Source organism: Prodigiosinella confusarubida (genome assembly GCF_002847015.1).
Lineage (GTDB): Bacteria > Pseudomonadota > Gammaproteobacteria > Enterobacterales > Enterobacteriaceae > Prodigiosinella > Prodigiosinella aquatilis.
In genome coordinates, this window is the sequence record NZ_CP025085.1 from 2,112,308 (window position 1) to 2,137,828 (window position 25,521).

Consider the following 25,521-nt stretch of genomic DNA (forward strand, 5'->3'; position numbering starts at 1 on the left):
ATGTTTAGTTCAATATTGGTGGTTTGCATGGGTAATATCTGTCGTTCTCCATTAGGTAAGGCGCTGCTGGAAGAGCAATTGCCTGACATTAATATCGACTCGGCAGGTCTTGGCGCGTTGGTTGATTGTCCGGCAGATCCCAAGGCGCAAGAGATTGCGCTCAGGCATGGGTTAAACCTGGAGCATCACCGGGCCAAAATCCTCACTGTCGAAATGTGCTATCGGTTTGATCTGATCTTGGTTATGGAAAAATGTCACATTGAAATGGTTGAAGATATTGCCGCCGAAGTCCGTGGGAAAACATTCCTTTTCGGGCATTGGGGGGGGAGGCAGGACATTAGTGATCCCTACCGCAAGGATATTCTCTATTTCGAGTCAACATACCAGTTGCTTAACTTATATTCAAAAAAATGGGCTAAGGCACTAAAGGGCTAATCAAGGAATATAATGCTAGATAATAAATCACCCACTCAGCAGTTAAATAGGGATTTTAACGAATTAAGTTTGGGGCAACTGTTTGGAATATTGATAGATAATAAATGGCTGATCACATTGATTGTGACGTCATGTATTATCCTGGCCTTCCTTTATTTGTTAATAGCAACGCCAGTCTACCGGGCAGATGCTATGGTGCAGGTAGAGCAGACTGAAGGGAGTTCAATAATATCCAGCCTTTCAACGGTATTGCCTTCTACACCACCTGCTTCAGAAACAGAAATAGAGCTTATCAAGTCCCGGTTGGTGATAGGGAAAACGGTCAACGACCTGGAACTGACAACGGAGGTCAGCCCAGATTATTTCCCGGTATTTGGCCGTCTGTACCATCAGATGACCAGCAAGAGCGCTTGTCCATGTATTTCCTTGTCCGGCCTGAAGGTGTCGGATGCACTGATGGAACAACCGCTGGAGTTAACGGTAACCGGGCAAAATTCATTTAGCCTGACCTATGACGGGGACGTTATTGCGACGGGAAGGGTCAATCAGCCAGTGGTAACAGGCGCGGTCAGCCTGCGTGTAACGCGACTCGATGCCCCCATTGGCACAGTATTTCAGGTCAAGAAAAGAGAAATGCTAAATGTCATTAATGAGATTTTGAGTCACCTGTCTGTTACTGAAAAAGATAAAAACACCGGTATTATTGCCCTCAGCCTGCTGGGTAATGATCGGGTGATGATCCGCAAAATTCTGAATAGCATCACTCAAAACTATCTACAGCAAAATATTGAGAGTAAATCTGCTGAGGCGGCCAGAAGCCTGGAGTTTATACAACATAAAATTCCTGAGATTAAAAGCGCTCTGATATTGGCTGAAGACCGGTTAAGCCGCTACCGTCAGCAAAACGATTCGGTTGACTTGTCTCTGGAAGCGAAATCCATGCTTGACGGTTCATTGCAGCTTGATAATGAGTTGAACCAGCTTGCGCTGAAAGAAGCCGATATATCCAGGTTGTATACCAAAGAACATCCGGTTTATAAGGCGTTGTTGGATCAAAAAAGGGTTATTGAGCAAGAAAAGCAAAAAATTAACAACCAGATTAGTCAGCTACCTAAAACGCAACAGGAGATCCTGGGTCTTACGCGTGATATGGATGTCACTCAGGATATCTATGTACTATTGCTTAATAAGCAACAGGAACTCAGCATCACTAAGGCGAGTAATTTAGGCAACGTCAGGATTGTCGATCCGGCAATAACGCAACTCAAACCAGCTGAACCTAAAAAAGCCGCCATTCTTTTACTGTCAGTGTTTGTCGGGATTATCGTCTCAATAGGATATCTGATGATGCGGACGGTTATGAACCAAGGGGTCAAGAATCCGCTGCAACTTGAGAACAACGGCATTAATGTCATCGCCACCATTCCGTTTTCTGAGGATCACTGGCATCGCAGTCGTATAAAAAATAGCGCTTATCCACTGGTCGATACACTTGGTGATGCAGTGGCCCTTGAAGCTGTCAAAGGTTTACGTACCAGTCTGCACTTTATCGCACTGGAAAAGGGCAACAATATCCTGATGATTACCAGCTCAGCGCCAAAGCTGGGGAAAACCTTTATCAGCGCCAATCTTTCGGTGGTTATGGCGCAGGCCAATAAAAAAGTGTTGCTGATTGATTGCGATATGCGGCGAGGAAAGCTACATGAGATCTTTGGTATCAATAAAAATCTGGGATTATCTTCGGTCTTGTCGGGGCAGGTATCTGCTCAAAGCGTAGTATTTCAAACCAGTGTGCCGAATATGGATATCATCCCTCGGGGTAAAGTACCGGATAACCCTTCTGAATTGTTGATGTCACCAAAACTCGATGAGTTATTCCGCTGGGCCAGTAAAGAATATGACATTGTCATCATTGACAGCACGCCATTATTGGCGGTAACAGATGCTATCATCGTTGGTCGATATGCTGGAATTTCATTGCTGGTTGTTGGGTTCGAAAATACCTCGATGCGTGAAATTAAAACGGTGATTCAGCGTTTCGAACGTAGTGGTGTGAACATTGATGGTACGGTACTTAACTCATTTATGAAAAGAGCCTTCAATTATTACGCCTACGGTGGTGATTATATTTACTCTTATGAAAAAAAATCTGAAAACCGGTGATGTATTCTGTTTAAGCCGATTCATGTACGGTATTCATAAATGAAGTTATCATGACAATATTGAACGTTGGAGTCTGGATTGAAAATAAATCCAGGTTATTAAAAGTTGCGTCTAATTTATCCTTAAGACTGTTATCAGCTTTCATTGGTGTATCAGCCCAATTTGTCATGGGTTATATGGTATCTCCAGCACAATACGGGCAATACCTGATTGTGGTGACAGTCTGTAACCTTATGCTTATTTTTTCAAAATGGGGACTGGATACGCTAATTATCAAAGAAATTTCGAAAGAATTCATCAGCCATAAGGTCAGTTTGCTACAACATAAAACCTCAGTGATCTATTTTAGTCTGCTGATTGTTTTCTGTTCTTCCGTACTGTTTATGCTTGTTCTCTATTTGGTGAAAGATAGCGGATTGTTCAGTTTTTATTGGTTATCTGGTATCAATGAAAAAATATTTTTATTGATCTCGTGTTTTTTGGGACTCTCAGCAATGGGGTTGTCGCTGCTGAGAGGGCAAAGTAAACCGGTAACCGCCGATCTGATAGAGAATATCATCAGACCTGTTTTTTTTATTGCTGTAGCTTTTTCTTTTTATTGCTGGTCAGGAATTAATGCACAAAATCTGGCGGTGATTTATATGCTGTCGTTTATGGTGATTTTCTTATGCTGTATTACACTCTCGACCCCTTTACTTCATCCGGTGAATATCTCTTTCGCGTACATAGGTTCTCAAAAAGGGCATTGGTTAAACCAGGCGCTGTTTATCAATATTACCGCTATCATCAGTTTTGCCTATTTCCAACTGGATACCTTGCTGGTTGCCAAATTTCTCGGTAATGAGAGTGCCGGTGTTTACGGCATGGTGTGTAATTTTACCCGCTTTGTCACCATGCTGGCGACGATACTTTCTCTGCAATTTCAGCCTATCTTTGTCAGGCTCAGTGAAAGGGCGAACCATGGTGAATTATTTAGTGTTCTTAAGAAATGTCTGTTGGTTTCATACCTGTTTTCATTGGCCGCTTTTATAGCATTGGTCATTGCTGGACGCTTTGTTCTTCATCTGATCAATCCTGCTTATGTTATTGGCTATCCAGCGTTGGTCATGGTGTCTTTTGCTCATACTTTCAATGCGCTGGCCATTGTTCTTATTGCTTTTGGTAATGTGGTTAACCTTCACAAAAAAGTCATGGTGTATTACGTCCTTGGCGCGCTGGTGACTACCGGTCTTGATCTGATTCTTATCCAAAAAATGAATCTGATTGGAGCTGGATTGTCATTAGCCTTGGGATTGCTGTTTTTTAATGTCTTTATCTCTATAGCGATATTTAAAAAAATGAAGAGCGAACGACATAATGAAATCAAATAAAATAATCTGTTATCCAAAGGTATCTCGATATGAGTTCGGTAATTATGGAATAGGAGGTCCAGGTCTGGGAAATATGTTATTTCCCTGGAGCAGAGCGTGCGTTTTTGCTAGAGATAATCACGGTATTCTGCTTAGTCCAGCCTGGGCTCAAATCAAGCCGGCGCGTTTATTGCGTGGTGATATGGATCGGCGGAATTACTCAGGTTATTTTAAGCACAATAATGAGTATTGGTCCGGATTGAAAAAGATAATGGCAATTTTCACCACCCGAATCATTGATGAAAGCCAACGGCATAAAGCAGTATTACAAAATAGTGTTATCGTTAAATTTGAAGGGATGGCGACTCTTTTCGAGGAGATCAAATCTGAGTCTACTTTTATTCGTCAGGAACTACTCGATATCACTCGTGAAGAGCATAAAAAAGCCCTATGTGAGGATTTTTCGCGTACGCTCTGCGTTCATATACGACTGGGTGATTTCCAGGCGCCAACGCCACAAGCGCTAAGCAATGGTCAGACTAATACTCGTATTCCTCTATCCTGGTACATAAAGTGTGTGGAAAAAATCAGAGCGCAATACCCAGTGCCGCTGAAAGTTTGTGTATTTTCTGATGGAAGCAATGAAGAGCTCGGTGAAATGCTTTCAATGAAAGATACTCACCGGGCTGATTATGGCAGTGCCGTGGCAGACTTATTAGCGTTGAGCTGTGGCAAGATACTTGTCGCCTCAGGTTCCACATTTAGCATGTGGGCCAGCTATCTGGGGCGTATGGATGTCATTTGGTATAAAGGGCAGTTAAAGCAAAAACTTTACCATGATGGTGAAGCATTGGAGGTTGAATGGGACGGCGAGGACAATAGCCTGGATAATATGTTCAAGAATAGGCATTAACATGTTTATTGTTAATGCTATTTTAGCGATACTTACCATTTTATTGGTGTTGTTATCTGTAGTTAACTCTGCTCGCAACGGATTTTACGACATTATTCCAGGGTTGATAGCGGGAGTGTTGGTTTTTATTTCCATGCCGTTGGTTATGGTGTTTGCTTTCGGTGAAATACCGCCCAGCTTTCTGTCAATTGATACATTAACGTTGCACGAAGATAATGGTATTTATTTCTTCATATTCCTTTTTGTTTCGTTGATATTGTTGGTTAACGTGTTGACGAAAAAGGTTAACTTTACGTTGAAACCCATTATTGACAAAAGTATCAATGATAAGTGCACAGATATTTTTGCGTTTTTAGTCATTGGATTGTATTTTTTTATTACTGTTATTATTGTTTTATCAACGAATAAAATATCGGGGGGGCACTGGAATGAAGCCTCACAAGATATGTATGAAAATAGCCTTGTGTCCGTTGTGTTAGGTAACTTCTCCAACGTCTATCGTGTTATTTACCCGATGATATTAGCTTTGTTAAGAGTGGATTGTAAAATCAGCAAAAAAACTTATTCTATCCTGCTACTTCTGTATCTGGTCATTGAATTGGTTTTTGTGAATAATCGAATAGTGGTGCTGTTTGCTGTAATGTCCTTAGCCTATGTTAATAAAAAAAGATTGGTCAGATTCTCCTTGGCTTGTATGATTATTTCTCCTTTTGTCGCATTTATTAATTATGCATACCCGATTGCACGGGGACTGATGTGGATCAATGGGTTTTCAATTCAGGGAATAAGTGATGCATTTAGCCTGGCGATTGCTTACCGAATGAATGAACGATCCAATGGTGAAGGTTCTTTTTTTGCAGAGATATTCAATAACCTGTTTGAAGCATTTAATATGAATGTGTTCAAATATGTCTATAACACGTTTGGATATATCCATGATTTCTATTATGGAAAGACAGTTTTGCTCAGAAGTTTTTCTTTCTTTATTCCGTCTTCGATTTGGCCCGGGAAGCCGGCGGGTATTGGTGTTAATTTGGGGAACATGATTACAGGTGAAAATATACTGACCCTCAACTCAACACCATTGGGGGAGTTTTATGGTAATTTCGGTTGGTATTCACTTATCTTCGCGCCAGCCTTATTTTTTATCATTTGGTTGATATCAAGGCCGTTGTTGGGAGTTAAGTCCATGAGCTTTTGTTTATTCATGATCAGTTTTGCGGCTCTGCGGTTTGATTTTTCTTTTATCATGATTTCTATCTTTACTCTTTATGTTACTACACTCATGACCCTTGCGATTTATTTGTTCAGATATCCTTCGTTGCGTTGAAGATAAACATGTTTACTCTGACATATCGTGTGTCAGTATTTTAACTTCGGGGTGTTATTGAAAAATGCACGGTGGTTGTCAATAATATTGCACCAGAGGAACTGATGAAATTATTCTTTTTTCAGCCGTACATGACTACTTATCGTGAACCATTTTTTGAAGATATTCATTGTAAAACCAATGGTGAATTTGAAGTTATTTGCAGTGTAACTCCACAGGATTTTCACCGTTCTGATAAAGTCCATTTTAAGATGACGTCGTTGGCGATAAAAAAAATAAACAGGCTGTTTTTTTTTCGTAACATACCCTGGAAGAAGATCCGTCAAACACCATCTTGTGTGATTCATTTTGCTGATTTTAAATATATTAGTCTCTATCAAAGTGTCTTATTAAAATGTATATCATTCACCAGAGTCTATTTACACGGTCAGGGTGGATATAAATCACATGGTACGATAGCGAAATTGTTTTATTTTTTCTCTGTTTTATTAACTGATGGTTATATTTGTTATAACGAGTTCTGTGCAATAGAGCTTAAAAAGAAATTGCCCTATTTTTTGCATAGAAAAGTATTCCATATCGATAATTGCCTGTATCTCAACCCTGTCGAGAAAATCAATGCCGATGCAGGAAAAAGTATTGCTTTCATCGGGCGCATCAGACCCCGCTGTGGCCTGGAGGAATTACTCGATGCATTGGAACTGGCCAGGCAGAAGGACACCAGCCTAACCATCGAAATTGTTGGTAGCGGTGATCCCGATTTCATTGTCGGTCTGTCACGGCGCTACAGCTTCGCCCATTTTCATGGTGCCGTTTATGACGAGGAGCATATTAAACACCTTCTCTCATCTTGCCTGGCGGGCGCGTATGGCGGCGATGCCGGATTATCAGTCGTTCACTATATGGCCCTGGGCTTGCCGGTCATTGTTCATAATGATTTGCGCCAGCACATGGGCCCTGAGCCGGCTTATGTCAGAGATGCTAAAAATGGTTTGCTGTTTGAAAAAGGCAATATCGACAGTCTTAGCAAAAAACTACTACAACTCGCTGATGATCGTGAATTGAGAAACCGTCTGGCGGGCGCTGCGCTTGATACGTTCCACACATTGCAGTCTCCCTCTATGGCTGACAAGTTATTGAACATTATTAAGGAATAGACCGTGTTATTTTTAGTGGATATGCCACCACCAGTACATGGGATGTCAAATATTAATTTGGCGATGTACAACCGTGTATTAAATGAAAATATTGCTGTTGTTGTTATTGATACTACGCCACACTGGTGCAATCTGAAGACGCATACACGGCGCTGGAAACTGGTTAGAATATTCCACGCATTATGGGTAATGATAAGAATCTTAAAGTATTGTGTATTCAGTCCAGACAAGAAAGTCTATCGGCCGATTAACGGAGATCGTGGGCAGGTTTTCGATTATCTGTATCTTGGATTATTGAGTTGGTTCAAATGTTCTATTATTATTCATCATCACTCTTTTAACTATATTCATGCGCAAAAAAAACTGTTCAATAAATTGGTGAAAGTGCTACAAGGAAATGTCCGACATATTGTTCTTAGCGATAATATGGGCGCGTCGCTTTCAAGCCTTTATGGTATACCTATAAAAAATTTTATCACGATTTCCAATGCCTCTTTTTTTAATGATGCGGAATGCTGTACACAACAGCAGCGACATGACTCAACGCTTACTCTGGGGCATTTATCGAATCTGTGTCTTGATAAAGGGATTGGAATTATATCCAAGACGATTGAATCATTAAATAAAACCACCATTCCTTTTACGTTTATTCTGGCTGGGCCGTTCGCAGATGAAGTATCCAAAAGAATTGTTACTGAGTTGTGTGAAAATAATCATAATGTAAAATATATTGGTCCTGTGTATGGCGAACTCAAGAAAGCGTTTTTTAGTAATATTGATATCTTTTTATTTCCTTCCGTTTATAAAAATGAAGCAGAACCATTGGTGTTATATGAAGCTGCGCAGCAAGGCGCATTGCTGATTGGCAGCGAAACTGGCTGTATGAAAGAGATGATTTCTTCTCTGGATGGAATCAGCGTAGGACTGCCGCTAGAGAGAGAATGTCCTGAATTATTCATTGATGCGGTGGTGTCATATATCACAGCGACGCCAATGAGCGACGTACAACGCGCGAAAAATCATCGTAAGAATCAGTTCCAAATTCTGGTGGCAAAGAATCGGTTGAAATTGCAGCAACTAATGAAGGATTTTACCGATGTATGAACTCGACAAATTTAGCCTTCCTCCAGGTTTTAGAGGACGTTCATCATTAATTGTCATTATCTGGTGGGCGGTTCAGGCAACACTTTTTTCCTGGTCACCGCAATTTTGTTATCGCTGGAGAGTTTTTCTGCTCAGAATATTTGGTGCCAAAATTGGTAAAAATGTTCTGATAAGGCAGTCGGCAAAAATAACTTATCCTTGGAAACTTACCATCGGAGATTATTCATGGATTGGTGATGATGTGGTGTTATATACCTTGGGCAAAATTCGTATCGGCCATCATTCCATAATATCTCAACGTTGTTATTTGTGTACAGGCAGCCATGATTACCTCTCATCCGGTTTCGATATTATAGAGAAACCTATTTATATTGGAGATTCTTGCTGGTTAGCCACTGATGTCTTTGTTTCACCTGGTGTGAGTATCGAGAATGAATGTGTAGTTGGGGCACGCAGTTCAGTATTTAATAATTTGCAAAATAACGCTATTTATCGGGGGACTCCAGCAGTAAAAATTCGGGATAAAGTCTGACATTACTTATTTTTTATTAATGGGGTTAATATGACCAAAGTTGCACTTATTACAGGTATTACTGGGCAGGATGGGTCTTATCTGGCAGAACTTCTGCTTGAGAAAGGCTATGAGGTTCATGGTATTAAACGACGTGCTTCATTATTCAATACAGAACGTGTTGATCATATCTACCAGGATCCTCACGAAACTAACCCGAAATTCTCTCTTCACTATGGGGATCTCTCTGATACTTCGAATCTAACCCGGCTTCTGGCTGAAATCCGCCCTGATGAAGTTTATAACCTGGGCGCAATGAGCCATGTGGCGGTGTCCTTCGAGTCACCCGAGTACACTGCGGATGTTGATGGTATTGGTACCTTGCGTTTGCTTGATGCCATCCGTTTTTTAGGCATGGAAAAGAAAACACGCTTCTACCAGGCTTCAACCTCAGAATTGTATGGTCTGGTTCAGGAGATCCCGCAAAAAGAGACGACGCCTTTTTATCCACGTTCGCCCTATGCAGTGGCAAAACTTTACGCTTACTGGATAACCGTCAACTACCGCGAAGCTTATGGCATGTATGCCTGTAACGGCATTTTGTTTAACCATGAGTCTCCGCGCCGTGGAGAGACCTTTGTTACCCGGAAAATCACTCGGGCATTGTCCAACATCTCGCAAGGCCTGGAAACGTGTCTATATCTTGGCAACATGGATTCATTGCGTGACTGGGGTCATGCAAAAGATTACGTCAAAATGCAGTGGTTGATGCTTCAGCAAGACAAACCACAGGACTTTGTTATTGCCACCGGGAGTCAGTATTCAGTGCGGCAATTTGTTGAACTGGCCGCCAGAGAACTGGGAATTACGTTGCGTTTTGAAGGGCAGGGCGTTGATGAAAAAGGCATTGTCGCGGCAGTAAGCGGCGATGACAACGTTAATGTGCAGGTGGGTGATGTGATTGTTGCGGTCGATCCCCGCTATTTTCGACCGGCTGAGGTGGAAACGCTACTCGGGGACCCTACTTTGGCAAAAGAAAAACTGGGCTGGGTACCCGAAACAACCCTACAGGAATTGGTAGCTGAAATGGTGCAGAGTGATCTCGAATCAGCGAAAAAATTCAGACTACTTAAATCACACGGTTATGGCATATCAATTTCCATGGAGTGAGTCGCTGATGAACAAACAACGCGTCTATGTGGCAGGTCATAAGGGTATGGTAGGTTCCGCTATTGTACGCCTGTTGGCAAAAAGAGATGATATTGAACTGGTATTGCGCGACAGAGCCGAGTTAGATCTGATTGACGCCAAAGCAGTGGATCGTTTTTTTTCCCAGGAGAAGATTGATCAGGTTTATCTGGCGGCAGCTAAAGTCGGTGGTATTGTCGCGAATAACACCTATCCAGCTGATTTTATTTATCAAAATATGATGATTGAAAGCAATATCATTCATGCCGCACATTGCCATGATGTCAACCGACTGCTGTTCCTGGGATCATCCTGCATATACCCTAAAATGGCGGTGCAGCCAATACAGGAAAGCCAGCTGCTGACCGGTGCTCTGGAAGAAACCAATGCACCTTATGCAACGGCGAAAATTGCTGGGATCAAGTTGTGCGAATCTTATAATCGCCAGTATCACCGAGATTATCGTTCGGTTATGCCCACCAACCTTTATGGGCCAGGCGATAACTTTCATCCAACTCAATCCCATGTTATTCCCGCGCTGATACGCCGTTTCCACGACGCAACACTGAACAATACGCCCGAAATCTGGGTATGGGGCAGTGGTAATCCAATGCGTGAATTTTTGCATGTAGACGATATGACCGCCGCCAGCGTGTATGTTATGGAGCTGGATGTTGTGATCTATCAGGCTAACACCCAGCCGATGCTGTCTCATATTAATGTGGGAACCGGGGTTGATTGCACCATCAGAGAATTGGCGGAAACCATAGCCCGTGTAGTGGGATATAGTGGCAATATCCTGTTTGATGCGACGAAACCGGATGGCACACCGCGTAAACTGTTGGATGTCACTCGGCTTAAAAACCTTGGTTGGCACGCTACGATTTCACTGGAGGACGGGTTAAAACAGACTTATCAATGGTTCCTTAATAATCAATCGGCTTTTCGAACATGAGCAGCTCTTCCCAGCGTTTTATTCCTGTCTGAATTCACATCACATCACATCACATCACATCATGGCGTGATGTGTTGCTTTCTGATTGTTTTGTCAATTACGCAATAGACGGTGATGTTATTCCGTGGGGGGAAGCTTGGCCGATGAAAATAGTGATTTACGGAATTAATTACAAGCCTGAATTAACCGGAATAGGGCGATACACGAGTGAAATGGCGGAGTGGATGGCAGCACAAGGTCATGACGTTCACGTTATCACCACGCCGCCTTATTACCCTGAATGGCAGGTTCACCGAGGTTACAGTGCGTGGCGTTATCGAAAGGAGGTAAACGGTAACCTCACTGTGTACCGTACCCCTGTTTATATACCCACCAAGCCCAGCACGTTGAATCGTCTGATTCATTTGAGTAGTTTTGCATTGAGTTCACTGTTTCCCTTACTGGCGCAAGGAAAGTGGAAGCCAGACAGGATCATTGCTATTGCGCCTACTCTGATTGCCGTACCAGGTATGTTGATGTTATCCCGATTAACGCGGGCGAAAACCGTGTTGCATATTCAGGATTTTGAAGTGGATGCCATGTTGGGTCTGGGCATGGCCAGTGAGGGCCGTTTTGCCCGGTTGGCCAGAGCGTTTGAAAAAAAATGTTTGTGCTCAGTTGATTACGTTTCTCTTATTTCACATTCAATGGTCAGTCAGGCCATTAAAAAAGGCGTGTGTGCCGCTAACACACTGTTTTTCCCTAACTGGACGGAAATAGAACGTTTCCTCAACGTCGATGAGATGAGTGTCGATATCTTACGCCACCAGTTGGGGTTAGCCACCGATAAAAAGATTGTGCTTTATTCCGGAAATATTGGCGAAAAACAGGGACTAGAAACGGTTATTTCCGTTGCAGAGCAGTTGCAGGATCAAGACATTATTTTTCTCATCATCGGGGAAGGTGCCGGTAAAGCCAGACTTGAAAAAAGCGTGACTGAAAAGCAGCTAACACGAGTTGTGTTTAAACCATTACAGCCTTATGAGCAACTGCCCGCATTACTAAAAATGGCCGATTGTCATCTGGTTATTCAACGTAAAGGCGCGGCAGATGCCGTTTTACCGTCCAAACTGACCAATATTCTTGCTGTCGGAGGAAATGCCGTGATAACCGCGGAGAAAGATACCGAATTAGGGCGTTTATGTCTCATGCATAAGGGTATAGCGACCTGCGTGGAACCGGAATCTTTTGAATGTTTGCTTTCCGGGATCACTTACGCTTTAACCCTGCCTAAATACAATGCGATTGCTCAGGAATATGCCCGGCGGTCACTTGATAAAGAAAACATTTTGAGCCAGTTCATTGCCGACATCAGGGGTTGATAATGAAACGTTCTCCGTTGTATCCCGTTATTATGGCCGGCGGTAATGGTAGTCGACTGTGGCCTCTTTCCCGCACTTTGTATCCCAAACAATTTTTGTGCCTCGACGGTCTGAGCTCCATGTTGCAAACCACTATTAAGCGTCTTGATGGTATTGCTTGTGAAGACCCGATTGTTATCTGCAATGAAGCACACCGCTTTGTTGTTGCAGAACAATTGGAGCAGATGGGTAAGCTGACCAAAAATATCATTCTCGAACCCGAAGGACGAAATACGGCACCAGCCATTGCGCTGGCGTCATTATTTGTGACTAAAAAATCATCATCGTTAAATAGCGTCATTGACAATGGTGGCGGGGATGATGACCCGTTGCTATTAATCCTCTCTGCCGATCATGTTATTCGTGACGAGGAAATATTCCGGCAAACGGTACTTAGTGCTATTCCCCTGGCAGCAGCCGGTAATCTGGTGACTTTTGGTATTGTGCCTGATGCGCCCGAAATCGGTTATGGTTACATTAAGCGCGGTAACCCATACTCTCCACCGACTGCAACGGACATTGCTTACCATGTCGCTCAATTTGTCGAAAAACCCGATGCTGACACCGCCCGGCAGTATCTCGAAAGTGGAGAGTATTACTGGAATAGCGGGATGTTCATGTTTCGCGCCAGCCGCTATCTGGAGGAGATTGAGCGCTGCCGTCCCGATATTCTGGCCGCATGTCAGGCCGCCGTGGGTCTGGCCATCCCTGATCTGGATTTTTTGCGAGTGGATAGAGCGGCTTTCATGGACTGCCCGGACGAATCTATCGATTACGCTGTCATGGAGCAAACCGATGATGCAGTCGTTGTGCCGATAAATGCGGGATGGAGTGATGTAGGTTCTTGGTCATCATTGTGGGAAATAAGTGATAAGGATGGTCACGGCAATGTTCATCATGGCGATGTGCTGAACTACCATTCAGTCGATAACTATGTCCATGCAGAGTCTGGGTTGGTGACGACTGTAGGGGTAGAAAACCTGATTATTGTTCAGACCAAAGACGCGTTGTTGGTGGCCAGCCGTGAACGAGTACAGGACGTTAAGAAAATAGTCGAGTTACTTAAGTTACAAGGGCGCTCTGAACATTATATCCATCGGGAGGTTTATCGTCCCTGGGGGAGGTATGACTCCATTGATACTGGGGAACGCTATCAGGTTAAACGCATTACAGTAAAACCCGGAGAAGGATTGTCTTTGCACATGCATTATCACCGGGCAGAACACTGGATTGTTGTTGGAGGAACGGCAAAAGTCACCAAAGGTACGACTACGCAATTAATCAGTGAAAATGAGTCTATTTATATTCCTCTGGGCGAACAACATTGCCTAGAGAATCCTGGCATGGTCCCTCTTGAATTAATTGAAGTGCGTACCGGTTCTTATATTTCTGAAGATGATATTGTCCGATTAAAAGATCGCTATGGTCGTATCTAAATAATAAAGACAGTTTCGTTTTCTATAACCGAATAGATGAGCTTACTTTAATATATCTAAGGACTATGGCATGACTTTGCCTCTAACATGTTTTAAAGCCTACGATATTCGTGGGCGCTTAGGCAGTGAATTAAATGAAGATATTTCCTATCGTATTGGTCGCGCTTATGGTGAGTTTTTTAAACCTAAAAATGTGGTGGTTGGCGGAGATGTCAGATTAACCAGTGAGGCCTTGAAAAGAGCGCTAACGGAGGGATTAAGGGATGCGGGAACTGATGTTATCGATATAGGGTTGAGTGGGACAGAAGAGATCTATTTTGCCACTTTCTATTTAGGGATTGATGGTGGTATCGAAGTAACTGCCAGCCATAACCCAATCGATTATAATGGTATGAAACTGGTGCGCGCTGGAGCCAGACCGGTGAGCGGCGATACCGGTTTGCGGGATATACAGCGTCTGGCTGAGATTAATCAATTTCCCCCGGTCATTGAACAGCAACGGGGTAGTTATCAGACACTTTCGTTGCTTAGCGAATATGTCGATCATCTGATGGGTTATATCAACCCTGAAAATTTTACTCCAATGAAATTGATATTCAATATTGGAAACGGTGCCGCTGGACACGTCATTGATGCTGTGGAAAAACGTTTTCAGCAACAGGCTATTCCTCTGACATTTGTCAAAGTGCATAACACGCCCGATGGCCATTTTCCCAATGGCATCCCAAATCCTTTATTACCAGAGTGTCGGGCAGAGACCGTACAGGCGGTATTACAGCATAAGGCAGATTGTGGCATCGCTTTCGATGGCGACTTTGATCGCTGTTTCTTTTTCGATAATCAGGGGGAATTCATCGAAGGTTATTATATTGTCGGGTTGCTAGCTGCGGCTTTTTTAGATAAGCAGCCGGGCAGTGTAATTATTCACGATCCCCGACTGAGCTGGAATACCATTGATGTCGTAAAAAAAGCGGGAGGGAAACCGGTAATGTCGAAGACTGGCCATGCTTTTATTAAAGAAAGGATGCGTAAAGAAGATGCCGTCTATGGCGGTGAAATGAGTGCACATCACTATTTCCGTGATTTCGCCTATTGCGACAGCGGAATGATCCCCTGGTTGCTGGTTGCAGAACTGATGTGTACCAAACAGACTACGTTGAGTGAACTGGTCCGTGACAGAATACGTGCTTACCCCTCATCCGGTGAGATTAACAGTGTACTGTCGTCGCCGGATACGGCTATCGCCAGAGTCTATGATCACTTCTCATCTCAAGCATTATCGGTAGATAAAACCGACGGTATGACTCTGGAGTTTATCGATTGGCGATTTAACTTACGCAGTTCAAATACTGAGCCGGTTGTCAGACTAAATGTTGAATCGAGAAATAATCCCGATCTGATGAAGCAAAAAACACAAGATATATTATCTCTGTTGCGATTGTAAAAATCGGTTCTGTTATTTCGATATTTCCATTTAGTAAAAAGCTCAGTATCACAGTGAGATATTTTGCTACATGATGGGTGTATTATGACAAATTTTAAAAATGCTCAAATCAGAGCAAGCACATCAGTTATTCTAATGGTGCAGCGTTTTGCTGATGCGACAATTATTCTTCTTTCAGTCTATTTTTTTTATTTAGTTAGGAATGATATTTTTTTTTACGAAAAGATGGTGTTGGTTCTTATCTCTCTGGCCGTTTTTATGATGATTGGCGAAATAGAGAACGTATATCACTCCTGGCGAGGAGTGAAGTTTACGACGGAAATAATCATTTTGCTACAGAGCTGGTCACTAAGCATTATTGTTACCTATTTTATCACTATGCTATTCGGTATTGATTCCGATTTTGTTCGTATTAGTTTATTTTTGCAGTGGTATTTCTGGGTTTCTGTGGGTTTATTCCTCAGTCGTTTGAGTATCAGGGTGATGACTCGATTAATTCTGCAAATGAGGAAATTTTCTCGCAATGTCGCAATTGCAGGCGCGCTACCCGTGGGGATCAATCTGGCCAGGAGCTTTAATGATGCCCGGTGGATGGGATTTAACGTCATCGGTATTTATGACGATAATGCCCAGAAGCAACAGATGGATTTTCCTTATGCTGGTGACTTTCAGACACTGATCCAGGAAGCCAGAAACGGTAATATCGACAGAGTTTATATTGCCATGCCGATGTCTGAAGAGATGAAGATAAAAAGTCTGGTTTGGGAGTTACTCAATACCACTTGCTCGGTCATGCTTATTCCCGACATCGCTTCATTAAGCATTCTGCAAATCGGTAGCGAAGAGGTGAACGGCGTATCAATTGTGTCGCTTGTCGACACGCCAATGAACGGTATTAACCAGGTACTCAAAAGGTTGGAAGATATTATTCTGTCCTCAAGCATTCTTTTGATTATTTTTCCACTGATGCTGGTGATTGCAGCAGTAATTAAAGTAACCTCGCCTGGTCCGGTAATTTTCCGTCAGACCCGTTATGGTATGGATGGTAAGCCGATTGAGGTGTGGAAATTTCGCTCGATGCGTGTCACGGAAAATGGGGGCAACATTATTCAGGCAGTCAAAGGCGATAAACGTGTTACCCCGGTGGGGCATTTCCTGAGACGCACTTCACTGGATGAGTTGCCGCAGTTCATCAATGTACTTAAAGGCGATATGTCTATCGTCGGACCACGTCCACATGCAACTGCCCACAATGAACAGTATCGCATTCTTATTCGTGGGTATATGTTGCGTCACAAAGTGAAACCGGGAATTACCGGGCTGGCGCAGATTAATGGCTGGCGAGGGGAAACCGATACTTTGGATAAGATGTCTGCCAGGGTGGAGTATGATCTTGAATATATCCGTAACTGGAGTCTTTGGTTGGATATAAAGATATTTTTCATAACGTTCTATAAAGGTTTCATCAGTGATAAGTCTTATTAACATTTTATACTCGTCATACTCCAGGTTGCATGTGTGTTAGCTGTACTCCATTACTCGACTTACCCTTGGGCCTTGCCCCTTTAGGGCCGCTGCAAGCAGCGTTCAAATCTGCTCCCGACAGATTTGTCACCCGAATCACTTACCTGAGTAAGCTCATCGGGATTCTCTCGCTTGTCACCTTCCTGCAACTCGAATTATTTAGCGTATAGGTTGCCATTATCACACGCGATGTTCTGTAGTACGTGTTCTGTATTATCTCTGATGTTGGGTTATATAGTGGGAGTTTGTTATGGCAGCAAGAAACAGACCTTTATTGAAGTCGATTAACCGTTCCAGAAGGATATTAGGCATTAAAGCATTATGGTGTTTGCTGCCGTTGTCATTTCTGACCACAGGTAAAGCCTGGTCGTCAATGAAATCACCGGCAACGTTACCCATCCCGCCGGAAAGTTCCTCTTCAACGGCACCTCGGTATACCGATACCATCAGTATTCTGGATTTCAATGCTGAAACGTCGGCTGCCGATAATTATGCCGCTATTCAGGCAGCTCTGGATTCGGGCAAACACGTTTATATCCCTGACGGGGAATATAGCGTGTCCAAAACACTGCTAATCAGACATTCGGGGCAAAAAGTATTTGGATCAGGCTCTATCGTGATGTCAAAAGGGGAGGTTGAAAATGTCTTCATAGCGGAAGGCATAAATAATATCACCTTTGATGGCGTTACCGTTATTGCCGGCGGTGGTATCGGATCTATTTATCACACCTGCTGTATTAAATTGGTGCAATGCAATTACCCGACGGTGAACGGCTGTATTTTATCCGGGCATATTGGTGGTGCAGTGCAGTTAGTTAATTCCCATTATGCGGTAATTAACAGTAACCAAATTGGTGCGGCCGGGGATGCCGGGCAGGAGGATGCATTCTCTATTGATATCGCCGTCTATTTTAGCGGTGATGGTCATCATATTCGTGGTAATCGGTGTTTGGGACAGGGTGGCTATGGCATAGTGGTACAGACGTTGAATGATTCTCCGGCGGATTTTGATCGTATTGATAACACGCTTATCAGCGAAAATATGATTGGCAAACATAGCTGTTACGGGATACTGATGTACCGCGGCAAGCAACGTTCCCAAGTAGTGGGTAGTGTAGTCAGCACCAATATTATTGATGGTATCACCGGGTCGAGAAAGAATCCGGCCAAAGGGGATAATAGCTTTGGTGCCGGGATTTATCTGCAAGGCGCAGAGGGGATATCGGTTACTGCAAACAATATACGAAATTGCAACCAACAAACCACCAGTGAATTATTGGCGCCAGCCGGAATTGGAATATCTAACTCCAAACGTGTGACGGTGGTGGGTAATATCATTGAAGACTGCCACTATCATGGTATTAATGTGAATGACTCGAATCATGATGGCTCGGTTATCGGCGGGATCAGCATTAGCGGTAATATGTTGCGTAATATCCAAAAAACCGGTGTTCGTATTGTCACTGCGTCAAATATCTTGATAAGCAATAATACGCTGGATACGTGTGAGCATGGTATTTATGTCTCCTCGCAGAAAAGCAAAACGCCCTGCGAAGATGTGGTCATCGCGTCGAATATCGTTAAAAATACGCGGGTAAATGGCCTCTATGCCATGTTTTCCCTGGGCTGCATTATTTCACTTAACAGGGTCGATAATTGTGGCGGCTCAGGCATTGTACTGTTCAGTTCCGGCAATACCAAAATTGCGGAAAACATACTGAGCTTCGCCGCTGTTAGGGGCGTTGATATTGATGCCACCTGTTTCGGCTTGAATGTGGTCAGCGGCAATATGGTGACGGATAGCCATACGGCTTTTCATTTTGCGGGCAAAACACAGAGTGTCAATAACCTGAGTAGCAACAGCAAACTCGAATATAGCGGAGCTTTTGCCACTGGAAACCCGCCGGGTTGATAACGATGATTACCCTAGCACTTGTTTTTCGGTCAGAAAATCAATAAACACCCGTACCTTTGGCAGCATATGGCGGCTGCTTGGCCACACCACCGAGAACTTTCCACCTTCTTTTAGATAAGACGATAATACTGACTCCAACTGTCTCGAAGCCAGATAACCACGCACGATAAACTCCGGCAAATAGGCAACGCCTAGCCCTTGCAATGTCGCCTGCAATATAGACTCCAGGTTGTTGCTGCTCAGCGCCAGCGGCAGTTCCAGTGGTGTCGGGGTATTAATTCCCCACGTCTCCCACAGGCCGTTCCCCGGGAAACGGTAGCGTAGACAAGCGTGATGCTGTAGGTCTTCTGGCGTCTGCGGCACCGGATGTTGTTTGAAGTATTCCGGGCTCCCGACAATCGAAAAACGAAACGGCCCCAGGCGGCGCGACATCATTTGTGAGCTACTCAGTTCGCCACTGCGGATCGCAATATCAAACCCTTCATCAATCACTGCCACTATCCGATCGCTGAAATCGAAATCCAGTTCTACCTCGGGATAACGCTGACGAAACTCAGACAAATGCGGTAACAGCATGCGGTAGCCGATGGCTGGGGCGGTAATGCGTAGTTTCCCGCGCGGTACGGCGGAAATCCGCACCAGTTCCTGCTCGGCTTCTTCCAGTTGCACCACGATATTCTGGCAGCGTTCAAAGAACATCTGACCTTCATCAGTCAGGCTGATGCGACGTGTACTGCGGTTAAACAGGCGCACGTTGAGTTTCTCCTCCAGCCGCACCACACTTTTTCCGACCGCAGAAGCGGATATGTTCATTCGCTCTGCCGCTGCGGCAAAACTCTGGCTTTGCGCTGCGCGAACAAAGGCCAGTAATCCGTTGAGATTATCCATTTCATCCTCTCACTCATTAGAGCGTTTTAGTCCGTAATAATCGGAAATAAAGCCTGTTTCGATAAGATTGACGACATTTTATCATTATTAGCATGTTTTCTTTCTGTTGGGGATACTAATGAATTCATCATCCACCCATCCGGCAGGTAGCCTTCGGGTTCTGGTCACGGTGTGTCTGGCGGCGGTGATCCTGCCGCTCAATTTTGTCAGTGGCGCGGTGGCGACACCGGCTATCTCCCATGAACTCGGCGGCAGTGCACAGGCGCTAAGCTGGATAACTAATGCTTTCATGCTCAGCTTCGGTTGCTTCCTGATGGCAGCTGGCGCACTGGCCGATGAAATTGGTCGCAAGAAAGTGTTTATCAGCGGCGTCTCACTATTTGCCCTGCTGTCATTGTTACAGGCATTCAGTAACAGTTTGTTGTGGATTGATTTGCTGCGCGCTGCACAGGGGATCGCCGCAGCAGGGGCCTTGGCCGGTAGCGCCGCGGCACTGGCGCAGGAGTTCGACGGTGCCGCTCGCACCCGGGCTTTCAGCCTGATGGGCAGCAGTTTCGGCGTCGGGCTGGCGTTTGGGCCGTTTCTGGCCGGTGTGCTTATTGCGCATTTTGGTTGGCGCTCGGTATTTTTTTCCGCCACGGTAATTGCGGCTCTCTCACTGATCATCGGCGCATCTAAAATGCGCGAAACGCGCAATCCTCAAGCGTCGGGCATCGACTGGCCGGGCACCGTGTTGTTTACCGCCATGCTGGCGTTGCTAACCTGGGCGTTAATGACCATTCCACAGTTCGGTCTGCAAAGCCCGATGGTACTGACACTGCTGGTTGGTGCCGCACTGTTGCTGGCGTTGTTTGTGGTGATTGAGCTGCGTGTGAAACATCCGATGCTGGATTTGTCGCTGTTCCGCTATGTCCGTTTTATTGGCGTACAGGCGCTGCCGTTGGCGACGGGTTTTTGTTTTGTTGTCTTGCTGGTAATACTGCCGATGCTGTTCATCGGTGTCGCCGGGCTGAGTGAGGAGTGCGCTGGTCTGATTATGATGGCGCTATCAGTACCGATGTTAATCGTACCGCTGCTGGCCGCCTGGCTGACGCGCTGGATTTCAGCGGGTGTGCTATGTACCTCCGGTCTGGTAATTGCCGCAGGCGGTCTCGGCTGGCTGAGTCAGGCCGTTCTGGCACAGAATATTACGGGGATGATTGCGCCGATGTTAGTGATCGGTGTTGGCACCGGTCTGCCGTGGGGGTTGATGGACGGGTTATCGGTCAGCGTGGTTCCCAAAGAACGTGCAGGGATGGCGACCGGTATTTTCAGCACCACACGTGTTGCCGGTGAAGGTGTTTCGTTGGCAATAGTTGGCGCCATTCTCGCTGCACAGCTCCATGATGCGTTGGTTTCGCGTTTCGCTTCCGGCGATATCAGCCAGGCAGCGCAAAGACTGGCAACGGGCAATCTTTCGCTGGCGAAACAGCTGATTCCGCAGGCCAGTACGGCGCAACTTCAGCAACTGTACGCTGCGTCTTTGCATCCTTTGTTGTTATGCCTGATGGCGATCACGCTGTTTTCCGCGCTGGTGGTGTTGCTGGCATTGCGCGGAAATGCGCAACCCCGTGAGGTGATGGCGATTTGTCAGAAGGATCTGTCGCCATAATTCACTTCCAGTACCGGACGCAGCCGTGCGTAGATTGTTTCAATCTCCGCCGGTATATCCACCTCGGCGATAAAGTCGGCACCTCGCGGGCCGTATCCTCCTGGTGCATTGCGCAGACGGGGGATCTCCCCCAGCAGCAACGAAGCAAAACGGGGTAGTGACCACAGACTCTGGTTATCCCTTCCGGCAAAACGCAGGCTTTCGCCATCGCGCTCAAGCTGTGGCACAAATGTCGGCCAGTTAAGGAAACTGATTTCAGGACGATCACGCCAAACGTGGCGGAAACTGGCGTCGGTACGTAATTGCATCAGCGGATCCTGGGTCAGGGTGATTTGCATATGCGTATCACCGGCGGCTTCCAGCACACGGCGTGCCTGTAATGCATTATCGCCGCAGTTGGCCGACGCAGTTTCTAATAGCAACTGCTCTGGCGACAGCGCAAAGCACTGCACGCCGATGTCATATAACACTTCCGCTTCGCTGCGCCCATCCGTGGCAATGTGCTGATAACGCGGATGTTGCTGCACCGCTTGGTATAGCAACGTTGTGGAATGACCGATGCCTCCGGCAATCAGCAATCTTGAAACAGAACCCTGAATCAGTGCCTGAAATGCCGCCTCGGCAGTAGGTAAAATCGCGTTGCCCAGCAGGATCAATAGCGAAGGCTTGCCAACCGGCCCGTGTCCGGTCGTCTGATCATAAGCGAGAAAACGTGCCAGTTGATTCATATCGGCAATAACAGCATCAGAAAACATCACCATCTCCATTCAATAAGTTCTGACATCAATAATTGCTTAACCTGACGCAAAAAGGTAAAAATTTCATCACTAACTCAGTAATCAATAAGATTAAATGCAAGTCTATAGAACAAAAATTATTGTTAAGACGCGGTTTGCTTCAAGGTTGACGTCACCGGATTTCTCTTCTGAATGAAAATAATACTCAGTTTTATCTGAGATAGTTTACCGCTTACTTAACGCCAGTTTTACAGCAAACAGGATATACCCGTCATACTTCAATTTTCAGGTGTGTTGGCTGCGTTCTTTCACCCGAATCACTTATCTGAGTAAGCTCATCGGGATTCACTCTCTTGCCGCCTTCCTGCAACTCGAATTATTTTGGGTATAAACGATCCGCCAGTAAAACGATCCATCCACTTGACTACCGACGCCTTATTAAGGCGGTGAGATATACGACGGGTCATTACTATCAATGGTAATGACCAGAGTGTACCAATCATAATGGTGTTATTAATTTATTTAATGAGCATCTGGCTATTATATTGACTTAACGATCCAATCATTCCATGTGTAGGCATTATAGTTAGTAACAGAATATTTTATTTATGAGAGAACTATGAAGCAATTAATTTTAAATTTAGTGGCTTTGTAATCCCTCCGACTTCAGTACCTCGGTTATCGAGACGCCTTCGTCGGATAGTTGTGGCCATGCTGATCGTCTTCCCGAGCGTTGGAAGGTGAGGAGGACGGGAGCGATGGAACACTCATTGTGGGTCTATTTGTGAATTTAGTTAAGAGTGATGAAGAATAGTGTTGCTTGCGTAAACAATGTGACACATCGTACGATGCCAGACAGTGGAAAGAATTAATATAGGATCAACGGGACGTCTACCTCGCCAGATGTTTGAGAGTGCGGGAAGTACTCGACCTCCGTGTGAAAGAGATCATTCTGACTGATCACCCAATATTCCGTATGGGTCCCGGTCAATGAGGCCTGCGAGCGGATAGTGCGCGTCGATGCGCTACCGTTCGTGATCGACATGGTTTCATGGTCCGCCGTGCGTGTTTAAGTCCACAAGTAACTATAGAGGATCATCAATATGGCATACGCTAGCACCAATCCCTACACGGGAAAAACCCTGAAGACGTTCCCTAACGCTACCGACATGGAAGTGTCGCAGGCATTGGAACAGGGTCAAGCAGCGTTCCTTAAGTGGAAGGATGTCACTATCGCTGAGCGTGTTGCAGTGCTACAGAAGGCGGCTGATTTGCTGCGCAAGAAATGCACTGAGTACGCCGGGGTACTGACTCTGGAAATGGGAAAGTTGCTAAGCGAAGCGAAAGCGGAGGTTGAATTGTCCGCGGCGATTTTTGAGTATTACGTCGAGAACGCTGAAAAGCTTCTGGCACCGCAGACGCTGCCATCCAAGGATCCGGCAGTGACTGAAGCGATGATAGTGCACGAACCGCTGGGGATTATTCTGGCGATTGAACCCTGGAACTTCCCGTATTATCAAATCGCCCGCATCATCGCCCCACAGTTGGCCGCTGGTAACGTGGTCGTGCTTAAGCATGCCTCTAACGTACCCCAGTGCGCTGACGTCTTTGAGAAATTGATGCTTGAGGCCGGTTTGCCGGTCGGCGGCTTCAAGAATCTCTACGCCACCCGCAGCCAGATCGAGATGATGATTAACGACCCACGCGTGCACGGCGTGGCGTTGACGGGCTCGGAAGACGCTGGTGCCATTGTTGCTGCCCAGGCGGGCCAGGCGCTGAAGAAATCCACGATGGAACTCGGTGGTGCTGACGCCTTTGTGGTATTGGCCGACGCCGACCTGGATAAAGCGGTGAAGTGGGCGGTGTTCGGACGCCACTGGAATGCGGGTCAGGTATGTTGCTCGTCCAAGCGCCTTATCGTGGTCGAGGCCATCTACGATGAGTTCGTCAAACGCTATGCTGCGGGTGTGGCCGCGCTCAAGGCCGGCGACCCGATGGATCCATCTACCACTCTGGCGCCACTGTCTTCTCAAGGTGCAGCCGATGATGTCATAAAACAGGTTGAAAAAGCGGTTGCTCAGGGGGCTACTGCTACCGTGATCGGTGCCGAAGTACCATCCAACGGTGCTTTCGTCCGACCCGTGATGTTGACCGAATTGACTGTGGATAATCCCGCTTATTATTGGGAGTTCTTCGGTCCGGTGTCGCTGATCTTCAAGGCAAAAGACGAGACAGAAGCCATCGCTATCGCCAACGACTCACCGTTTGGCCTCGGTGGTTCGGTATTTACCCGGGACATTGCGCACGGTGTTGACGTAGCCAAAAAGATCTCTACTGGTATGGTCTACATTAACCACCCGACCGCTGTGAAGGCTGACCTGCCTTTCGGTGGTGTGCGTCGCTCTGGTTATGGTCGTGAGCTGATTGATCTGGGCTTGAAGGAGTTTGTTAACCACAAGTTGATCGGTGTGACGGATATTGATGGTGCGTTTTGACGTGTTGTTAGCGCGGCCTTTTAGGTCATGAACGTTCCCATCATGATGACTTCATGCCAGCCGATTCATCGGTAGCAACGAAGGCCAAATGCATGAAGGGTGACTTGTCTGCCGGGTATTCCTGTTTCGTTGGGAACGCCCGGCAGGCGGACTAGGACGGTCTGGATCAGTGACAGTAATTTGCCCAGCACAGCCGATTTACGTTCGGTGAATTACGCCTCTCGCCTCATTTAGCATTTTTGATAAGGGTGACAACGACATTACGTGAGTGCAGCCAATGTTTACTATTTCGGAAGTAAAAAAGGACTCACTTGAGCTGAAAGCGCTTATCTCTGAGCTGGATGCTTTTCAATTGCCACGCTATCCCCTGGAAAGCGCTCACTGTATCGATTTAAGTGCACAAGATGATGATGCGATTTGTTGTTTATTAGTTCGAAATTCAGATGGGGCAGCTATAGGTTGTGGTGCATTATTATTTCAGGATGGAAATGCGGCTGAAATAAAAAGGGTTTTCATTAAGCCATCCTGCCGAGGTGTAAAGTTAGGGTATAAAATCATTTCCCATCTCGAAAAAGTCGCTATTGTGAATGGTTGTAAAATAGTGAGACTCGAGACAGGTATTTATCAACAATCTGCGATAAATCTGTATCAAAATTGTGGCTATCAATTTTGTGATCCTTTCTTTCCATACACTCAGGACCCACTGAGTGTTTATATGTATAAATGTTTAGATAAATCTCATCGTTAACAGAAATGGCGACATACTGATGGAGTGAATATATTAAAATAGTCAATTATGAAATTTATATTACCATATCAGCCTCTCCTTTTTCGTTGCAACATGCCTATATTACCAACAGAGTGTTAATAAAAACATTGCAAAATAAATAATAAATCCATTAATTGTTATTGGTGATAATCATTTT

At 45.1% G+C, this 25,521-nt stretch carries 20 protein-coding genes; 18 read left to right on the forward strand and 2 right to left on the reverse strand.

The window, feature by feature from the left end; all coding sequences use genetic code 11:
- The 15 genes from CWC46_RS09805 to CWC46_RS09875 all read left to right on the forward strand — a co-directional run bounded on the left by CWC46_RS09805 (nt 1) and on the right by CWC46_RS09875 (nt 18,821).
- Nucleotides 1-435, forward strand: coding sequence for an arsenate reductase/protein-tyrosine-phosphatase family protein (locus CWC46_RS09805; protein ID WP_021016766.1), 435 nt, complete (start codon nt 1-3; stop codon nt 433-435).
- 12 nt (nt 436-447) lie between these two features.
- Nucleotides 448-2,598: a polysaccharide biosynthesis tyrosine autokinase gene (locus CWC46_RS09810; protein WP_021016765.1), complete on the forward strand. Its 2,151-nt coding sequence runs from the start codon at nt 448-450 to the stop codon at nt 2,596-2,598.
- Nucleotides 2,599-2,648: 50 nt separating this feature from the next.
- Entirely contained in the window at nt 2,649-3,968 is a 1,320-nt protein-coding gene (locus CWC46_RS09815) for an oligosaccharide flippase family protein (protein ID WP_021016764.1), read from the forward strand.
- The gene (locus CWC46_RS09820; RefSeq protein ID WP_021016763.1) at nt 3,955-4,860 is read left to right on the forward strand and encodes an alpha-1,2-fucosyltransferase; all 906 of its coding nucleotides are present in this window, start codon (nt 3,955-3,957) and stop codon (nt 4,858-4,860) included. Before CWC46_RS09815 ends, CWC46_RS09820 begins: the two co-directional genes overlap by 14 nt.
- 1 nt (nt 4,861) lies before the next feature.
- A complete protein-coding gene (locus CWC46_RS09825; RefSeq protein ID WP_021016762.1) occupies nt 4,862-6,190 on the forward strand; it encodes a hypothetical protein in 1,329 nt (442 codons plus the stop codon).
- Between the two features lie 104 nt (nt 6,191-6,294).
- The gene (locus tag CWC46_RS09830; RefSeq protein WP_021016761.1) at nt 6,295-7,347 is read left to right on the forward strand and encodes a glycosyltransferase; all 1,053 of its coding nucleotides are present in this window, start codon (nt 6,295-6,297) and stop codon (nt 7,345-7,347) included.
- A 3-nt stretch (nt 7,348-7,350) separates the two neighbouring features.
- Complete coding sequence (locus CWC46_RS09835) at nt 7,351-8,451, forward strand: glycosyltransferase family 4 protein (protein WP_021016760.1); 1,101 nt, start codon at nt 7,351-7,353, stop codon at nt 8,449-8,451.
- On the forward strand, nt 8,444-8,983 hold the full coding sequence (locus tag CWC46_RS09840; RefSeq protein WP_021016759.1) for a putative colanic acid biosynthesis acetyltransferase: 540 nt from the start codon (nt 8,444-8,446) through the stop codon (nt 8,981-8,983). Before CWC46_RS09835 ends, CWC46_RS09840 begins: the two co-directional genes overlap by 8 nt.
- 30 nt (nt 8,984-9,013) lie before the next feature.
- Entirely contained in the window at nt 9,014-10,132 is a 1,119-nt protein-coding gene (gene gmd / locus CWC46_RS09845) for a GDP-mannose 4,6-dehydratase (protein ID WP_021016758.1), read from the forward strand.
- A 7-nt stretch (nt 10,133-10,139) separates the two neighbouring features.
- Nucleotides 10,140-11,105: a GDP-L-fucose synthase gene (gene fcl / locus CWC46_RS09850; RefSeq protein WP_021016757.1), complete on the forward strand. Its 966-nt coding sequence runs from the start codon at nt 10,140-10,142 to the stop codon at nt 11,103-11,105.
- Between the two features lie 143 nt (nt 11,106-11,248).
- A complete protein-coding gene (locus CWC46_RS09855) occupies nt 11,249-12,466 on the forward strand; it encodes a glycosyltransferase WbuB (RefSeq protein ID WP_021016756.1) in 1,218 nt (405 codons plus the stop codon).
- Between the two features lie 2 nt (nt 12,467-12,468).
- Nucleotides 12,469-13,941: a mannose-1-phosphate guanylyltransferase/mannose-6-phosphate isomerase gene (locus CWC46_RS09860; protein WP_021016755.1), complete on the forward strand. Its 1,473-nt coding sequence runs from the start codon at nt 12,469-12,471 to the stop codon at nt 13,939-13,941.
- A 70-nt stretch (nt 13,942-14,011) separates the two neighbouring features.
- Entirely contained in the window at nt 14,012-15,385 is a 1,374-nt protein-coding gene (cpsG, locus tag CWC46_RS09865; protein WP_021016754.1) for a phosphomannomutase CpsG, read from the forward strand.
- A gap of 84 nt (nt 15,386-15,469) precedes the next feature.
- Nucleotides 15,470-16,870, forward strand: a complete 1,401-nt coding sequence (locus CWC46_RS09870; RefSeq protein ID WP_037381911.1) for an undecaprenyl-phosphate glucose phosphotransferase — start codon at nt 15,470-15,472, stop codon at nt 16,868-16,870.
- Nucleotides 16,871-17,159: 289 nt separating this feature from the next.
- Entirely contained in the window at nt 17,160-18,821 is a 1,662-nt protein-coding gene (locus CWC46_RS09875; RefSeq protein WP_021016752.1) for a right-handed parallel beta-helix repeat-containing protein, read from the forward strand.
- A gap of 9 nt (nt 18,822-18,830) precedes the next feature.
- Here the strand turns inward: CWC46_RS09875 and CWC46_RS09880 are convergent, their stop codons facing one another.
- The gene (locus CWC46_RS09880) at nt 18,831-19,712 is read right to left on the reverse strand and encodes a LysR substrate-binding domain-containing protein (RefSeq protein ID WP_021016751.1); all 882 of its coding nucleotides are present in this window, start codon (nt 19,710-19,712) and stop codon (nt 18,831-18,833) included.
- A gap of 118 nt (nt 19,713-19,830) precedes the next feature.
- Here CWC46_RS09880 and CWC46_RS09885 point away from each other — a divergent pair, with 118 nt between their 5' ends.
- A complete protein-coding gene (locus CWC46_RS09885; RefSeq protein WP_021016750.1) occupies nt 19,831-21,363 on the forward strand; it encodes an MFS transporter in 1,533 nt (510 codons plus the stop codon).
- Here the strand turns inward: CWC46_RS09885 and CWC46_RS09890 are convergent.
- Entirely contained in the window at nt 21,342-22,118 is a 777-nt protein-coding gene (locus CWC46_RS09890; protein ID WP_021016749.1) for a YdcF family protein, read from the reverse strand. The genes CWC46_RS09885 and CWC46_RS09890 overlap by 22 nt on opposite strands.
- Nucleotides 22,119-23,203: 1,085 nt before the next feature.
- Here CWC46_RS09890 and CWC46_RS09900 point away from each other — a divergent pair.
- Both CWC46_RS09900 and CWC46_RS09905 read left to right on the forward strand, forming a co-directional pair.
- Nucleotides 23,204-24,595, forward strand: coding sequence for an NAD-dependent succinate-semialdehyde dehydrogenase (locus tag CWC46_RS09900; protein WP_021016747.1), 1,392 nt, complete (start codon nt 23,204-23,206; stop codon nt 24,593-24,595).
- A 277-nt stretch (nt 24,596-24,872) separates the two neighbouring features.
- Complete coding sequence (locus tag CWC46_RS09905) at nt 24,873-25,343, forward strand: GNAT family N-acetyltransferase (protein ID WP_021016746.1); 471 nt, start codon at nt 24,873-24,875, stop codon at nt 25,341-25,343.
- Nucleotides 25,344-25,521: the final 178 nt, after the last annotated feature.